17 protein-coding genes are annotated in these 15,861 nt (G+C 65.1%); 16 read left to right on the top strand and 1 reads right to left on the bottom strand.

Annotation, left to right across the window (positions count from 1 at the left end; genetic code table 11):
- Positions 1-135 precede the first annotated feature (135 nt).
- The 16 genes from CW305_RS13820 to CW305_RS13745 all read left to right on the top strand — a co-directional run bounded on the left by CW305_RS13820 (position 136) and on the right by CW305_RS13745 (position 14,739).
- Positions 136-894, top strand: coding sequence for an SDR family NAD(P)-dependent oxidoreductase (locus CW305_RS13820; RefSeq protein ID WP_037039090.1), 759 nt, complete (start codon positions 136-138; stop codon positions 892-894).
- Between the two features lie 61 nt (positions 895-955).
- The gene (locus tag CW305_RS13815; RefSeq protein ID WP_044316559.1) at positions 956-1,900 is read left to right on the top strand and encodes a LysR family transcriptional regulator; all 945 of its coding nucleotides are present in this window, start codon (positions 956-958) and stop codon (positions 1,898-1,900) included.
- The gene (locus tag CW305_RS13810; RefSeq protein WP_033938320.1) at positions 1,897-2,160 is read left to right on the top strand and encodes an EexN family lipoprotein; all 264 of its coding nucleotides are present in this window, start codon (positions 1,897-1,899) and stop codon (positions 2,158-2,160) included. Before CW305_RS13815 ends, CW305_RS13810 begins: the two co-directional genes overlap by 4 nt.
- A gap of 234 nt (positions 2,161-2,394) precedes the next feature.
- A complete protein-coding gene (locus CW305_RS13805) occupies positions 2,395-4,407 on the top strand; it encodes a conjugal transfer protein TraG (protein ID WP_104098154.1) in 2,013 nt (670 codons plus the stop codon).
- Positions 4,404-4,868 (top strand): CopG family transcriptional regulator, encoded by a 465-nt coding sequence (locus CW305_RS13800; protein ID WP_104098153.1) that lies wholly within the window; start codon positions 4,404-4,406, stop codon positions 4,866-4,868. Before CW305_RS13805 ends, CW305_RS13800 begins: the two co-directional genes overlap by 4 nt.
- Complete coding sequence (gene trbB, locus CW305_RS13795; RefSeq protein WP_104098152.1) at positions 4,865-5,938, top strand: P-type conjugative transfer ATPase TrbB; 1,074 nt, start codon at positions 4,865-4,867, stop codon at positions 5,936-5,938. The genes CW305_RS13800 and trbB overlap by 4 nt, the downstream gene beginning before the upstream one ends.
- Positions 5,935-6,321 carry a TrbC/VirB2 family type IV secretion system protein gene (locus CW305_RS13790; RefSeq protein WP_044316549.1) on the top strand — a complete coding sequence of 129 codons (387 nt, stop codon included), beginning with the start codon at positions 5,935-5,937 and terminating at the stop codon, positions 6,319-6,321. Before trbB ends, CW305_RS13790 begins: the two co-directional genes overlap by 4 nt.
- Entirely contained in the window at positions 6,318-6,587 is a 270-nt protein-coding gene (locus CW305_RS13785) for a VirB3 family type IV secretion system protein (RefSeq protein ID WP_104098151.1), read from the top strand. The genes CW305_RS13790 and CW305_RS13785 overlap by 4 nt, the downstream gene beginning before the upstream one ends.
- A gap of 12 nt (positions 6,588-6,599) precedes the next feature.
- Positions 6,600-9,050, top strand: a complete 2,451-nt coding sequence (trbE, locus tag CW305_RS13780; RefSeq protein ID WP_104098150.1) for a conjugal transfer protein TrbE — start codon at positions 6,600-6,602, stop codon at positions 9,048-9,050.
- A complete protein-coding gene (trbJ, locus tag CW305_RS13775) occupies positions 9,047-9,790 on the top strand; it encodes a P-type conjugative transfer protein TrbJ (protein WP_104098149.1) in 744 nt (247 codons plus the stop codon). The genes trbE and trbJ overlap by 4 nt, the downstream gene beginning before the upstream one ends.
- 12 nt (positions 9,791-9,802) lie before the next feature.
- Complete coding sequence (locus CW305_RS13770) at positions 9,803-10,105, top strand: hypothetical protein (protein ID WP_037044974.1); 303 nt, start codon at positions 9,803-9,805, stop codon at positions 10,103-10,105.
- A complete protein-coding gene (gene trbL / locus CW305_RS13765) occupies positions 10,102-11,475 on the top strand; it encodes a P-type conjugative transfer protein TrbL (protein WP_104098148.1) in 1,374 nt (457 codons plus the stop codon). Before CW305_RS13770 ends, trbL begins: the two co-directional genes overlap by 4 nt.
- 12 nt (positions 11,476-11,487) lie before the next feature.
- On the top strand, positions 11,488-12,192 hold the full coding sequence (gene trbF, locus CW305_RS13760; protein WP_089502894.1) for a conjugal transfer protein TrbF: 705 nt from the start codon (positions 11,488-11,490) through the stop codon (positions 12,190-12,192).
- Positions 12,189-13,181, top strand: a complete 993-nt coding sequence (gene trbG, locus CW305_RS13755) for a P-type conjugative transfer protein TrbG (protein ID WP_104098147.1) — start codon at positions 12,189-12,191, stop codon at positions 13,179-13,181. Before trbF ends, trbG begins: the two co-directional genes overlap by 4 nt.
- Before the next feature lie 2 nt (positions 13,182-13,183).
- The gene (locus CW305_RS13750; RefSeq protein ID WP_037044881.1) at positions 13,184-14,464 is read left to right on the top strand and encodes a TraB/TrbI/VirB10 family type IV secretion system protein; all 1,281 of its coding nucleotides are present in this window, start codon (positions 13,184-13,186) and stop codon (positions 14,462-14,464) included.
- Positions 14,461-14,739: a DUF2274 domain-containing protein gene (locus CW305_RS13745; RefSeq protein ID WP_023104052.1), complete on the top strand. Its 279-nt coding sequence runs from the start codon at positions 14,461-14,463 to the stop codon at positions 14,737-14,739. Before CW305_RS13750 ends, CW305_RS13745 begins: the two co-directional genes overlap by 4 nt.
- Here CW305_RS13745 and CW305_RS13740 read toward each other — a convergent pair.
- Positions 14,704-15,489 (bottom strand): hypothetical protein, encoded by a 786-nt coding sequence (locus tag CW305_RS13740; RefSeq protein ID WP_031632593.1) that lies wholly within the window; start codon positions 15,487-15,489, stop codon positions 14,704-14,706. The two genes, CW305_RS13745 and CW305_RS13740, sit on opposite strands and share 36 nt — an antisense overlap.
- Positions 15,490-15,861: the final 372 nt, after the last annotated feature.

The following is a 15,861-nucleotide window of genomic DNA, read 5'->3' as shown; positions in this document are numbered from 1 at the left end:
TAAGTTATGAAACTTAAAGGTAGTTTATCAAGCAATGGTTCTCAATAAAATACATGGAACAGTTTGGCGCGCAGGTTGCAAGGCACACAGCCGCATCCCGTAGGCCGGACTCCTGCCATTTCATAGGAGGACACGGTGGAATTGAACTTAAGAGGACGAACGGCGCTTATCACCGGCGCAAGCAGTGGCATAGGTGCGGGTGTTGCACGCCTGCTCGCCGATGAAGGCACCCGCATAGCCGTCACCGCGCGCAGGGACGATCAGTTGGAACGGGTTGCTTCACAAATCGAAGCCTCCAGTGAGCAAGTTCCCATTGTCGTCAGCGGTGATGTGACAGACGCAGCCGATGTCGCGCGCATTGCCGCCGAAGCGGCGACAGCCCTTGGTCACATCGACATCCTGGTCAACTGCGCTGGCGGTTCACGCCCAACGGAATTGTCAGCATCTGATGAGGACTGGGAAGAAGCGTTTGCGCTCAACTTCACCGCTGCGCGGCGGTTGACCCAAGCCATCCTTCCAACGATGCGTGTACGTCAGTGGGGTCGCATCATCAGTATCAGCGGCTCGATGGAGCCTCGCTCGCTGAATGCTGCCACGGCTGCCAAAGCCGCCCTGCATCTTTGGGCCAAAGGACTTTCCTGCGACGTGGCCGCGCAGGGAGTCACGGTCAATACGATTGCTCCTGGACGGATCAACAGCGCCCAAGTGTTGAGCAGGCTCCATCCAACCGAGGAAAGCAGACGGGACTTCATTACTCGCAATATTCCCATTGGGTATTTCGGTGAACCGGAAGATATAGGCCATTTAGTGGCGTTTCTTGCTTCACCTTTGGCTCGTTACATCACCGGCGCTGTGATTCCCGTCGATGGAGGAATGCACTTTTTCGCTCATTAGGACGCCTTATGGTACGGCTGTCTCGAAACCCTTTCGCTTCCCAGCATAAAGAGGTGGCGTGATGGAATTGCGCCATCTGCGTTGTTTCCTGGCCGTAGCCGAAGAACTCCACTTCGCCCGTGCGGCGGAGCGGCTGCATATCGAGCAGTCGCCGCTGTCACGGGCCATCAAAGAACTGGAAGAAGAACTGGGCGTGGTGCTGTTCGCCCGCACCACGCGCAGCACCCGATTGACCCGTGCGGGCAAGCTGTTCCTGGATCATGTGCCACGCATCTTCTCCGCCTTGCAGCAGGCACGGGACAGCGTGAAGGCGGCCGCCAATGGCTTTCACGGCCAGTTGCGTATCGCTTTGTCCGATGGCATCACGCCTTCGCGGCTACCTGCCTTGCTGGCACTGTGCCGACAGGAGGAACCGGAAGTCGAAATTCGTTTCTTCGAAGTGCCGTTGTCACAGCAGATCAAGGGGCTGCACGACGACCTGTATGACGTAGGGTTCGCCCGTGCCGATGAAGTCGGCGATGGCATCGTCGCCTTGCCCGTCTGGAGCGATCCGCTGATGGTGGCTGTGCCAGCGCGGCATCCCCTGCTGGCCCACAAACGCATTCCTTTGGAAGAACTGCTGCGCTACCCGCTGGTGCTGTGCGATCCGCAGGCGTGCGAGGGGCATGCCCGGCAGGTGGATCGTGTGCTGCGCCGCGTGGACATGGAACCCTTGGTGGCCGAGCGGGTGGCGTCCTGCGACCTGATGATGGCGCTGGTCTCCGCAGGCTTCGCCCTGGGCTTGACTGGCGCCGCGCATATCACCGCCAGCCGGGAGCAAGGCGTGGTGGCACGGCCGCTGGCGGGACGCTCGCCGCTGCTCACGACCTATCTGCTGCGCCTGGATGGCGAACCCTCGAAAACGCTGGCCCGCTTCATCGAGCGCGTGCAGGCCATCGAGTCCCCCGAAGATGCCAGGCCAGCGCCAGGCCATATCCCTGATCCCCCGGAGGAACCCAAGCCATGAAGAAGGCAATGCTGTTTTCGCTGGCCGTGGTGCTGACCGCCTGCGGCCCCGCCGATACGCCAAAGACGGAAAGCGTGCCAACCGTTGAAGAACTGGCATCCGATCCCGTGCGCCTGAAAGAGCTGCGACAGCAGTGCAAGACCGATCGCGCCACGCTCGGCGACGTGTTGTGCAACCGGGTAGCCGAGGCCACGCGCAAGCGGTTTTATGGTGATGGCAACACACCTTATACGCCGCCGGAGAACCCGCCCAAGTTCTGATCGCTGGCGATTCGCCACGAACTTTTCATTTTCTGCCCGACACGCCGCAATGCGCCTTCGCTTGCGGCGTTTTTCCTTGGCCCGATGCGGCCCTAATTCTTTCCAATTACTCGACCTTTCTTCCGATAACGGTCTTTGACCGGCACCGACCCGGCACCGATCCTCACGCCATGCGGCACGTCCTTGTGCCGCGTGTGAGCGAGGAATCAGCGCAGGAGAAATCGGAGGCCAGTCATGCAAGGTCAGGGCGTGCTGTTCGGGCAGATCGCCGCTGTTTTCAGCATCGTGATCGCCGGCGTATGGAGTGCAACGCAATGGACAGCGGCCGCTCTCGGACATCAAGTACGTCTTGGCTCGCCCTGGTTCGACTTCTTTGGTACGCCGGTCTATCACCCGTGGCGACTGTTCGAGTGGTGGTTCTTCTTCGATGCCTATGCGCCGCACATTTTCGACGTAGGCGGTGCGATTGCCGGCGGTAGCGGCCTACTGGCCGTGCTGGTCGCCATCGCCATGTCGGTGTGGCGTTCACGGCAGGCCAAGCTGGTCACGACCTACGGTTCGGCGCGTTGGGCCGATGCCGCCGACATCCGCAAGGCGGGCCTGACGCAGCCGGCCGGTGTGTTCCTCGGCCAGCATGATCGCCAGTACCTGCGGCATGAAGGCCCGGAACACGTCCTGTCCTTCGCACCCACGCGCTCGGGCAAAGGCGTGGGCCTGGTGGTGCCGACGCTGCTGTCGTGGCCTGCCTCGGCCGTCATCCACGACATCAAGGGCGAGAACTGGCAGATTACGGCTGGCTGGCGTTCGCGCTTCTCGCATTGCTTGCTGTTCAACCCCACCGATGCCAAGTCGGCGGCCTACAACCCGCTGCTGGAAGTGCGGCGCGGTGCGCATGAAGTGCGCGACGTGCAGAACATCGCCGACATCCTGGTCGATCCCGAAGGGGCGCTGGAGAAGCGCAACCACTGGGAGAAAACCTCGCATGCGCTGCTGGTGGGCGCCATCCTGCACGTGCTCTATGCGGGCAAGGACAAGACGCTGCGCGGCGTCGCCAACTTCCTGTCCGACCCGGCCAGCCCCTTCGAGCTGACCTTGCACCGGATGATGACCACGCCCCACCTCGGCGATGGCCCGCATCCGGTGGTGGCCTCCGCTGCGCGCGAAGTGCTCAACAAGTCGGACAACGAACGCTCCGGCGTCCTGAGCACCACCATGTCGTTCCTGGGTCTGTACCGCGATCCCACGGTGGCCGAAGTCACCTCGCGCTGCGACTGGCGTATCGCCGATCTGATTGCTTCCGAGCATCCGGTGTCGCTGTATCTGGTGGTGCCGCCTTCGGACATCAGCCGCACCAAGCCGCTGATCCGGCTGATCCTCAACCAGATCGGCCGGCGCCTCACCGAATCGCTCGATGGCAGCGACGGCATCGAGCGCCGCCACAAGCTGCTGCTGATGCTCGATGAATTTCCGGCGCTGGGCCGCTTGGACTTCTTCGAGACGGCGTTGGCCTTCATGGCCGGCTACGGCATCCGCAGCTTCCTCATCGCGCAGTCGCTCAACCAGATCGACAAAGCCTACGGCCAGAACCATTCGATTCTGGACAACTGCCATGTGCGTGTGACCTTCGCCACCAACGACGAACGCACGGCCAAGCGCATTTCCGAAACGCTGGGCACGGCCACCGAGCTGCGCGCGCAGCGCAACTACGCCGGCCATCGGCTTGCGCCGTGGCTCGGGCATCTGATGGTGTCCCGGCAGGAAACCGCACGTCCGCTGCTCACCCCAGGCGAAGTGATGCAGCTTCCGCCAGATGACGCCGTGGTGATGGTGTCCAGCGTCGCGCCTATTCGGGCGAAGAAACTGCGCTACTACGCCGACGCCAATTTCAAGCGCCGCGTGCTGCCGCCGCCCCCGCTGGCGGACGGGCAGTACGCCGACGCGCCGCCATCGCGCCCCGACGACTGGAGCGGCCTGGCGATTCCGGCCGTGCCTGCCGCGCCGGCCGTGGCACCCGCCGATGGCCTGGGCGGCACCGACGACGGTGGCCCGCGCCGGCAGCCGGAGCTATCCGAGGTTGCCGAGTACCACCCCGAACAAGCGCCAGCCGCCAACGACCTGGCGCTGCTCGATGACGACGACGACTTGCCGCTGCCTGCCTTTGCCGCGCCTCCCGGCCAGCTCGATCCGGCCATGCAACGCACGGCCCGGCTGGCTTCCCTCGACCCTAACGACGGAATCAACTTATGAGCCAATACCGCCTCAACCTGTTCATCCAGCACGAGCACGCCAAGCGTCTAGAAGAACTGGCCGCCAAGAAAGGCGTGTCGAAGTCCAGCATCGTTGCCGCTGCCTTGGCGTCCTGGCTGTCTCCCGACGCGGGCGACCAGCGCGAGGCGGCCATCGCCAAGCGGCTGGATCGGCTGTCGCGCCAGACCGAGCGCCTGGAGCGCGACCAGAACATCCAGATCGAAACGCTGGCGCTGTTCGTCCGCTACTTCCTGACCGTCAGTACACCCGTGCCCGAGGCACATCAGGAAGCCGCCCGTGCCCAGGGCAAGGCACGCTTCGAGCAGTTCGTCGAACAACTCGGCCGCCACCTGCTGCGCGGCCGCAGCCTTGTGCGCGACGTGGTGGAAGAACTGCATCCCGATCCGATGCGAATGGATGACGCGGCGGCCCAGGTCGAAGCGCAGGAGCGTGCCTCATGAGCGCCGTTCCGCAGATCCCGCCCGAGCCGCGTTCGTCGGCCGCGACTTCGCTGGATCGCCGCATCCAGATGCTGCGAACAGCAATGGGGCCGCTGATTGCCGCCGCGCTCGAAGACCCGGACGTGGTGGAAATCATGCTCAATCCCGACCGCACCCTATGGGTGGATCGGCTGTCGTCGGGCCGCACGCCGCTGGGCGTGGAACTGCCCGAAGCCGATGGCGAACGCATCATCCGCCTGGTGGCTGCGCACGTCGGCGCGGAAGTGCATCGCGGCCAGCCGCTGCTAACCGCCGAACTGCCGGAAACCGGCGAACGCTTCGAGGGCATCTTGCCGCCCGCCGCGCCCGGCCCGGCCTTCGCGCTGCGCAAGCGCGCCGTGAACATCATCGGCCTGGATCAGTATGTGGCCGACGGCATCCTGACCGACGGCCAGGCGGACTTCCTGCGCCGCGCCGTACGCGATCGCCAGAACGTACTGATCGCCGGCGGCACCAGTACCGGCAAGACCACCCTCGCCAATGCCTTGCTGGCTGAGATCGCCGCCACTGGCGACCGCGTGCTGGTGCTCGAAGACACCATCGAGCTGCAATGCGTAGCCCGTGACCATGTGCCGCTGCGCACCCGAGTAGGCGTGGTGTCGATGCAGGAGCTGGTGCGCGCCACGATGCGTCTGCGCCCGGATCGCGTCGTCGTCGGCGAAGTACGCGGCGGCGAAGCGCTGGATCTCATCAAGGTGTGGGGCACCGGCCACCCTGGCGGCGTCGCCACGATCCACGCCGGCTCCGCGCTGGGCGCGCTGCTGCGGCTGGAGCAACTGATTCTCGAAGTGGCCGTGAACCCGCCTCGTGCGCTGATCGCCGAGGCGGTCAACGTCGTCATCCACATCGCCGGACGTGGCCGCAAGCGCCGCGTTGAAAGCATCGCTCGCCTCAATGGCTTCGACGGCGCGGGCTACCGGCTGGCGGATGCGCTGGAAGTGCCGTTTCCCGAGCTGCCGCCGGTTCTTCATGCAGCCGCCGCCGCTGCGCCTTCCCCGTCCCCTGACCAACCCTCTGGAGAACTGCCATGACGCCCGTTGATGCTTTCCGTCTTTCCGTAAATCCGCTTTCTCGGCTGCCCATGCTGGCACGGTTGCGCTGCCTGGCCCGTCCCGCCGGACAAGGGCTGCTGCTGGCCGCGCTGATGCTCTTGCTGGCGGGCACGGCGCAGGCCGCCGGTTCCTCGATGCCCTGGGAAGGCCCGCTGCAATCCATCCTGGAGTCGATCCAAGGGCCGGTGGCCCGCATCGTCGCGGTCATCATCATCATCGCCACGGGCTTGACGCTGGCCTTCGGCGACACGTCGGGCGGCTTCCGCAAGCTCATCCAGATCGTGTTCGGACTGAGCATCGCGTTCGCCGCATCCTCGTTCTTCCTGTCGTTCTTCAGCTTCTCCGGCGGGGCCGTCGTATGAACGCGGCCAGCGATCTTCCCGGCTTCGAGGTGCCGCTGCACCGATCGCTGACCGAGCCGATTCTGATGGGCGGTGCGCCGCGCACCGTGGCGATTGCCAACGGCACGCTCGCCGCTGCCGTGGGCCTGGGCCTGCAACTGTGGATTCCGGGGCTGGTGCTCTGGCTCGTCGGCCATTCGCTGGCGGTGTGGGGCGCGCGCGTCGATCCGCAGTTCATGCAGGTCTTCGCCCGCCACATCAAGCACAAACCGCTGCTCGACGTGTAGGGGAATCCCGCGATGCTGAACCTTGCCGAATACCGCCAGCGCCCGGCCTTGCTCGCCGACTGGCTGCCGTGGGCCGGGCTGGTCGCGCCCGGCGTCGTCTTGAACAAAGACGGCAGTTTCCAACGCACGGCACGCTTTCGCGGCCCCGATCTGGACAGTGCCACGCAAGGCGAGCTGATCGCCGCGTCTGCACGGCTCAACAACGCGCTGCGCCGGCTGGGTTCTGGCTGGGCCTTGTTCATCGAGGCAGAGCGCCAATCCGCCGCCGACTATCCGCATTCCGACTTCGCCGAACCGTTGTCCTGGCTCGTCGATGAAGAACGCCGCGCCGCCTTCGAGGAATCGGGACATCATTTCGAGAGCGCCTATCACCTGACGGTGGCGTTCCTGCCGCCCGAGGAATCCCGCGCCCGCGCCGCGAAGCTGCTCTACGAGAACGCGCCGGGCGATGGCGTGGATTGGCGCGGCCGCCTCGATGCCTTCGTGGCGGAAACCGATCGCGTGTTCGACCTGCTCGACGGCGTGATGCCGGAAATCGCCTGGCTGGACGACAGCCAGACGCTGACCTACCTGCACGCAACCGTCTCGACGCAGCGCTATCGCATCAGCGTTCCCGAGGTGCCTTTCCATCTGGACGCACTGCTGGCCGATTCGGCACTGGTCGGTGGCCTGGCGCCCACGCTGGGCGACCAGCACCTGCGCGTGGTGTCGGTGCGAGGCTTCCCGACCTCGACCTGGCCGGGGATTCTCGACGACCTCAACCGCCTGGGCTTTGGCTACCGCTGGAGTACGCGATTTCTCTGCATGGACAAAGCTGAGGCGGAAAAGGAACTCGGTCGCCTTCGCCGCCAGTGGTTCGCCAAGCGCAAGAACGTGGTGGCGCTGCTGCGCGAAACCATCTTCCAGCAGGAATCGCCGCTGGTGGATACCGACGCCAGTAACAAGGCCGCCGACGCCGATGCTGCCTTGCAGGAGCTGGGCAGCGATCAAGTCGCGTTCGGCTATCTCACCACCACAGTGACGGTGCTCGATGCCGATCCGGTCGTGGCCGACGAGAAGCTGCGCATGGTGGAGCGCGTCATCCAAGGGCGCGGGTTCGTCACCATCCCCGAAACGCTGAACGCCGTCGATGCGTGGCTGTCCTCAATCCCCGGCAACGCCTACGCGAACGTGCGCCAGCCCATCGTCTCGACACTGAACCTGGCGCACATGATGCCGCTGTCGGCGGTATGGGCCGGGCCGGAGAAGAACGACCACCTCGACGGCCCGCCGCTGATCGTCACCCGCACCGATGGCGCGACGCCGTTCCGATTGGTGACGCACATCGGCGACGTGGGCCATACCCTCGTCGCGGGGCCGACCGGCATGGGCAAGTCGGTACTGCTTGCCATCCTGGCGATGCAGTTCCGGCGCTACTTCGGCTCACGGATCTTCGCCTTCGACATGGGGCGCTCCATGCGCGCCACCATCCTGGGTCTGGGCGGTGAGCACTACGACCTGGGCGCCGATGGCGGCATCGCTTTTCAGCCCTTAGCCCGTATCGACGGCGAGGGCTACCGCACCTGGGCGGCTGAATGGGTGGAAGGCCGGCTGCTGCACGAAGGCGTGACCGTCGGCCCCGACGAGAAAGCGGCCATCTGGTCGGCGTTGGGCAGCCTCGCCGGTGCGCCGGTGCAACAGCGCACGCTGACCGGGCTTTCCGTGCTGCTGCAATCGAATGCGCTGCGACAGGCGCTGTCGCCGTATGTGCTTGGCGGCGCACACGGCAAGCTGCTGGACGCCGACCGTGACCGGCTGGGCAGCGGCGACGTGCAGGGCTTCGAGATGGAAGAACTGATGCACAGCCCCGCCGCAGTGCAAGCGGTGCTGCGCTACCTGTTCGCCCGCTTCGACGAGCGTTTCGATGGCGCACCCACGCTGCTGATTCTGGATGAAGCGTGGTTGTTCCTCGATGAGCCGTCTTTCGCGGCCCGCATCCGCCAATGGCTCAAGACGCTGCGCAAGAAGAACGTCAGCGTCATCTTCGCTACGCAATCACTGGCCGACATCAAGGATTCGACCATCGCGCCAGCCATCATCGAAAGCTGCGCGAGCAGGATTTTCTTGCCCAACCCGCAGGCCACCGAGCCGCAGATTCGCACGATCTACGAGGGCTTCGGCCTCAACAGCCGGCAAATCGAAATCGTCGCCACCGCGCAGCCCAAGCGCGACTACTACTACCAATCGCGCCTCGGCAATCGCCTGTTCGACCTCGACCTGGGGCCGACCGCGTTCGCGTTCGCGGGCGCATCCACACCGCAAGACCAACGCGACATAGACCGCGTGCTGGCGCAGACCGGCGCACCCGGCTTCGCCGGCGCCTGGCTGCGCCATCGCGGCCTCGATTGGGCCGCCGACCTGCTGCCGTCCGCACCGGCGGCCGCTTCGTTCCTCAACGCCCAACCACTGGAGGTTTCGCCATGAAGACCAAGCCCCATTTGCTGTCCGCCTCGCTCGCTGCCGCGCTGTCCGTCTCGCTAATGCTCGCGCAGCCGGCGGCGGCGATCACCGTGTTCGATCCGTCGAACTTCGTGCAGAACACGCTGACGGCCGTTCGCACGCTGGAGCAGATCAACAACCAGATCAACCAGCTTCAGAACGAAGCACAGATGTTGATGAACCAGGCGCGCAACCTTGCGCATCTGGACTTCAACATCGTCAATCGTCTGCGCTCGACGCTCGCCACCACCGAACGCCTGATCGCCGAGGCGCAGGGGCTGGCCTTTGATGTGACGAACATGGATCGGGAATTCGCACGCCTGTACCCCGAGCAGTACGCCGCCACCGTCAGCGGCGACCGCATGGCCCAGGACGCCCGCGAACGCTGGCAGAACAGCCTGAACGGCTTGCACACCGCCATGCGGATGCAAGCCCAGGTGTCGCAGAACCTGACCCAAGACGAAAGCGCGCTGGCCGATCTGGTCAGCCAGAGCCAGTCCGCCACCGGCGCCTTGCAAGCCATGCAGGCGACCAACCAGCTGCTGGCCTTGCAGGCCAAGCAGTCCATCCAGGCGCAACAGCTCCAGATCACGCAAGACCGGGCGGCCTCGCTGGAACTGGCGCGGCAGGCGGCGGCCACCGAGCGCGCCCGCGAAGTGCGGCGGCGCTTCCTTGGCACCGGCACGCCTTATACGCCGCAGCGCGTGGACTTCTACGGCAACTGATGGGAGACAGCCATGCGATGCGTCCTCGTCCTGTCGGCTTCGCTGCTGGCCCTGCTGCTGACCGCGTGCGGCCAGCAGCAGGCCGAAGACCTGGCCGACACCTTGACCACCGATCCCGTGCGGCTCAAGGCATTGCGTGCGCAATGTGCAGCCGATCGGCAAACGGTGGGAGAGGACGCCTGCCGCGCCGCCGCTGAAGCGTTCCGGCGGCGCTTCTTCGCCGGCCAGACCGGGCCGGACGAATACCGGACGCTGGCCGACCTGCCGCCGATTCTGCCGAGCGTCGATGAGCCAGCCGTGGAGGACGCGCCATGAACGACGTGACCATCATCGACCGCTTCCTCGACACGTTCTCGCGCTACATTGACTCCGGCTTTGGGCTACTGCAAGGCGAAGTGGCGTTCCTGACCGCCACGCTCATCGTCATCGACATGACCATCGCCGGCCTGTATTGGGCCATGAGCCACGCGACCGGCCAGGGCGAAGACGTGATCGCCAAGCTGCTGCGCAAGGTGCTCTATGTCGGCGCCTTCGCCTACATCATCGGCAACTTCAACTGGCTGTCCGGCATCGTGTTCCGGTCATTCGCCGGCCTGGGCCTGACGGCCACCGGCTCGGCCATCACGATGGAGAACTTCCTGCAACCGGGGCGGTTGGCGAAAACCGGCATCGACGCGGGTGCGCCGATTCTGGAACAGATCGGCGACATGGCGGGGTTCCCCGAGGTGTTCGTGAACATCGACCCCATCGTGGTGATGTTCCTGGCGTGGCTGGTCGTCATCCTCTGCTTCTTCGTGCTGGCGATCCAGCTTTTCATAACCCTTATTGAGTTCAAGCTAACCACGCTCGCCGGCTTCGTGCTGGTGCCGTTCGCGCTCTGGAACAAGACCTCGTTCCTCGCGGAAAAGGTGCTCGGCAACGTGGTGTCGGCGGGTATCAAGGTGCTGGTACTCGCCGTGATAGTCGGTATCGGTTCGGGCCTGTTCGCAGAGTTCCAGACCGTGCCGGATGAGCCATCCATCGACCATGCCCTGGTGGTGATGCTGGCCTCGCTTGCGCTGCTGGCGCTGGGCATCTTCGGGCCGGGCATCGCCACGGGTCTCGTGTCCGGTGCGCCACAGCTTGGCGCGGGCGCGATGGCGGGCGCAGCAGTCGGCGCTGCCGGTACGGCCGTTGCCATCGGCGCCGCCGCGACGGGCGTGGGCGGTGCGGTCGTGGCCGGGGCACGCATGGCGCCGGCAGCCGCGAAGCTGGCCGGCGCCGGTGCGCGTGCCGCCACGTCGGCAGCCAGTAGCGCACGCTCGGCGTTCCAGGCCGGTTCCGCCGCTGCGGGCGGCGGCGCCAAGGGCGCGATGGCCGGCTTGGGCAATGTCGCCAAGACCGGCGCGCAGGCCGCCGCCGGGGCGCGCTCGCTCAAAGACCGGACGGCAGCCGCTTTCCGCGCCGACGGCGCGGCACCGGCCTCTGGTGACGGTGCGGCAGCGGCCAGCGGCGCCGCCGCCCAAGGGAGCGCAGCCGAAGGCGATGCCCCAGCCGCCGCCGGGCAGAAGCAACCGGCCTGGGCCAAGCGCCTGCACCGCCGCCAGCAGATGACCCATGCCGCGACCACCACCGCTCACACGTTGCGCGGTGGCGACGGCGGCGGCTCGGCGCAAGGCCCGAGCCTGCGCGATTCCGATTCATAAGGAGAAACGACCATGCGATTCAAGCGACCGCAGGTGCGCTATGCCGACACGCCGCAGCCTGCCACCCCCTACCAATCCGCCGCGCAGGTGTGGGACGAGCGTATCGGCTCGGCCCGCGTGCAGGCGAAGAACTGGCGGCTGATGGCCTTCGGCTGCCTGGTCCTGGCGCTGCTGATGGCCGGCGGCCTGGTCTGGCGCTCGGCGCAGTCCATCGTCACGCCCTACGTGGTGGAAGTGGACAACGCCGGCCAGGTACGCGCCGTGGGCGAAGCGGCCACGCCGTACCGGCCCAACGACGCGCAGACGGCGCACCACATCGCGCGCTTCATCACACTGGTTCGATCATTGTCCATCGACCCCATCGTGGTGCGGCAGAACTGGCTCGACGCCTACGACTACACCACGGACAAGGGCGCAGCCGTGCTCAACGACTACGCCCGCAGCAATAACCCGTTCGCCCGTATTGGCCGCGAATCGGTGACGGTGCAGATCACCAGTGTGGTTCGCGCCAGCGACACGTCTTTCAACGTGCGCTGGACAGAGCAGCGGTATGTCAACGGCGCACCCACCGGCACCGAACGCTGGAACGCCGTGCTTTCAACCGTCCTGCAAACCCCGCGCACCGAACAGCGCCTGCGCAAGAACCCGCTGGGGATCTACGTCAACGGCCTGTCGTGGAGCCGCGAACTGGATTCTTCCGAAGGAGCCAAGCCATGAACCTGCCTTTCCGCTTTTACGCTTTCGTGCTGATGTTCGCGGCCCTGTCGGGCTGCGCCTCGCAGGGCAAGCCGCCGCCGACCATCTCGCTCGATGAACCGGTGCAGGCGCAGCCCCTGCCCGAACCGCCCAAGCCGGTGGAAGTCGTCGCCGTGCCCGAGCCGCTGGCGCTGCCGGCGCAATTGAAGCCGCTACCGGACGTGGACGAGGCAGCGCCCGTGCCAGAGCCGGCCGACGAGAAGGTGCGCGTCTCGCGCGCCAATGCAGAAGCGCGCATCGCGCCGACCCGCGAGGGCTACGTCAACGCGATTCAGGTGTGGCCGTATAGCGACGGCGCGTTGTATCAGGTCTATGCGGCACCGGGGCGCGTCACCGTGGTTTCGCTCCAGCCTGGCGAGGAACTGGTGACGGTCGCCGCTGGCGACACCGTGCGCTGGATCGTCGGCGACACGTCCAGCGGCAGCGGCGAGGCGTTGCGCGTCAACGTGCTGGTCAAGCCCACCCGCTCGGGCCTGAAAACCAATTTGGTCATCACCACCAGCCGACGCACCTACCTGCTGGAACTGACCTCTACGGAAAAGGCGTGGATGGCCTCGGTATCCTGGGACTATCCACGCGACCGGATGCTGGCCTTGCAGCGCCAGGCGCAGGCGGCCAGCGCCGCCGCGCCAGTCGATACTGGCCTATCGCTGGAAAAGATCCGCTTCCGCTACGCCGTGTCGGGGAGCAACCCGCCGTGGAAGCCGCTGCGCGCCTTCGATGACGGCGAGAAGGTCTATATCCAGTTTCCGGCGGGCATCGCCCAGGGCGAGCTGCCGCCGCTGTTCGTCATCGGCGCGCAGGGTGACGGGCAACTGGTGAACTACCGTTTCCGCTCGCCGTACTACATCGTGGATCGCCTATTCGGCGCGGCCGAACTGCGGCTGGGCGGCGATGGCGGCGACGTGGTGCGGATTGAGCGCACCGATGGCGTGGCGCGGAGGAACTGACCATGAGCCAGGATGACACTCCCGACCTTGTCGCTCCGCAGGCGGGCAAGGTGGCGCCCGAGGCGGTGGCGCTGCGTGCCCAGCCGCGTCCGGTTACGCGCCTGAACCGGCGCACGCTGGCCATCCTCGCCGGCGGCCTGTCGGTCGCCGTGCTCGGCGCGCTGATGTGGTCGCTGCAACCGCAGCGGCGTGGAGCCAGCGAGCAGACCGAGCTTTACAATGTCGATCGAGTCTCGAAGTCGGAAGGGCTGGATGCGCTGCCGACGGACTACTCCAAACTGCCGCCGCCCTTGCCGCCCACCGTTCCCGAGCTGGGGCCGCCGCTGCCGGGCGATCTCGGCCCGGCCATCGTGAAGTCGCAGCAGCCGGTGGCAGCCGCCTACGCGGCTCCCGGTCACGACCCGAACGATGCGCTGCGCAAGGAAGCCGAAGCTGCCGCAGCATCGTCCGTGTTCTTCCGCTCGGGTGCGCAGAACGCCGCGCCGGTGGCGCAGTCGCAGGCCGCCGCTGCTCCGGGCTTCTCCGCCAATGCGGCGTTCGACCCGATGGCTGCCGGGCCGGCCTCAACGGCGGCCCAGCCCGCCGACCCCACGGCTGTGCAGAACAGGCAAGACCAGAAGGAGGCGTTCCAGCAAGCCGGAACCACGGAAACCCGTAATTCCGGCGACCTGCAAATGCCTGCATCGCCGTATCAAGTGATGGCCGGCACGGTGATCGCAGGCGCCTTGGTGACGGGCATCAACTCCGATCTACCGGGCGACGTGATCGCCACGGTCACGGAGCCGATCTATGACACGGCCACGGGCAAGTTTCTGCTGATCCCGCAGGGTTCGCGCATCCTCGGTCGCTACAACAGCCAGGTCAGCTACGGGCAGAGCCGCGTTCAAGTCGTCTGGAACCGGATCATCCTGCCCGACACGTCCTCGCTCACGCTTGACAACCTGGCCGGCACTGACCCGGCCGGCTACGCCGGCCTGGAGGATGGCGTCGATTGGCATTGGGATCGCATCTTCGCCGGCGCTGTGTTGACCACGCTGCTGGGCGTCGGTGCCGAGCTGGCCGCGCCGGAGAATCGACAGAACGGTGATCGCGTCATTATCGCCGGGCGCGACAGCGCGCAGGACAGCATCAATCAGGTCGGCCAGGAGATGACCCGGCGCAACCTCAACATCCAGCCCACGCTGACGGAGCGGCCGGGCCTACCGGTGCGCATCATCGTCAACCGGGATCTGGTGCTGCGACCGTACCAGCCGTTGTTCTTCAATCGGGGGACTTCACGATGACGACGCGCAAACTGCGGCTCGGGCCGCTGCCCAAGACCGAGAGCACCAAGGTCACATTCTCATGCCCGGCTAGCCTGAAAGCCGACCTTGACCGCTACGCCGCGCTGCACGCGCAGACCTACGGCGAAACCGTCGATGCGACGACGCTGATTCCACACATGCTGGAGGCATTTATGGCGGGGGATCGAGAATTTCGCCGTGGCACGAAGGTGCGCAAGAACGCAACGCAAATACGGCCTCTAACGGAGCGCCAAGACTCTCAGCAGCAAGGATGACCACTTAATGGAGTCATAAACCAGTGCGTTGATGACGGGCTTCGTTCCATGAACATCGCCCATGTCGGAACGCAGCTTTTGCATTACGAACGCTGCTTGATTCAATGAACCTTCGATGTTCGCGGACAGTGGCTTGTAGTCAGATTCAGACCATCCGATTTCGGTCAGCTCGCGCACCAGACCGTCTTTCACCTTCAAGGCGTCGATGGACTTCTTGATGCGCTCCTGGAACGATGCCTTTCCGGCATCGCCTAAGCCATACCGACCATAGATGTCGCTGGTCACAGCATCCAGGGCTCCACAGGCTGCCGAGAGAGCGCCACTCAAGTCGCCATCGCGCAACCTGCTTGCCGCTTTCTGGATATCCGCATGCGCCACCTCGGGGATTTCGGCCAGCTCTGCGATATCGAATATCTCGATGGGGACGAGGGACGTCCCGGAGAACTTCCAGCCTACGCGAGAGAGCACTCGATCCAGCTCCTCTACGACATCGGGCCTGCGGCGCATCATTTCTTCGCAACAGATGGAGACGAAAGCGTTACGGCGCTTGTCATCCATCGCACCGACCTGTTTGTCGATCTCGCTCAGAAGCTGAGACTTCGACGCGCCATTCTGTGACTTTTGTTCAAGGTGCGCGAGACGGGACATGTCCAGATCGCCGTATCCAACGATCTGTTTGATATCACCAAAACTGAACTTTTCGGTCAGAGTGGATCGGATCGGCCCCCACGGAATCGCATTGCTTGTCATAACCATCTCGCCCCCTGTTGCCAGCCAGCTTTTTCATATCACGGCGATGCCGGTGACCACTGCGACTTTCGGCGTGAGCCACTATCGATCGTGTCGAAGCTTTGCACTATCATCGAATGACAGGTTGATCGTGCAGCCGTCATTCTCGACGATGCAGCACGCCCCGGCTAGTTTTCCCGATGCTCCTATGTGGCCCCCAGCAAGCGTTGTCGCCCGTCCCGAAGCCACTCGCAGGAAGCGCTAACCTAATGTCTCACATATAATTTTTGTCCCTCACAGCTTGTGCGCAGGGCCTTGACACAGGCCATTTTTTGTTGCCCGCGCCATGCGCATCAAGCGCAGATCGGTGATTTTTAAGCGGCGGTGGATGGC

The sequence above is a fragment of the Stutzerimonas kunmingensis genome, assembly GCF_002929225.1.
In the GTDB taxonomy this organism is placed as follows: domain Bacteria; phylum Pseudomonadota; class Gammaproteobacteria; order Pseudomonadales; family Pseudomonadaceae; genus Stutzerimonas.
The sequence above is the reverse complement of the archived record's forward strand: the minus strand, read 5'-3'. Positions and strand labels throughout refer to the sequence as shown.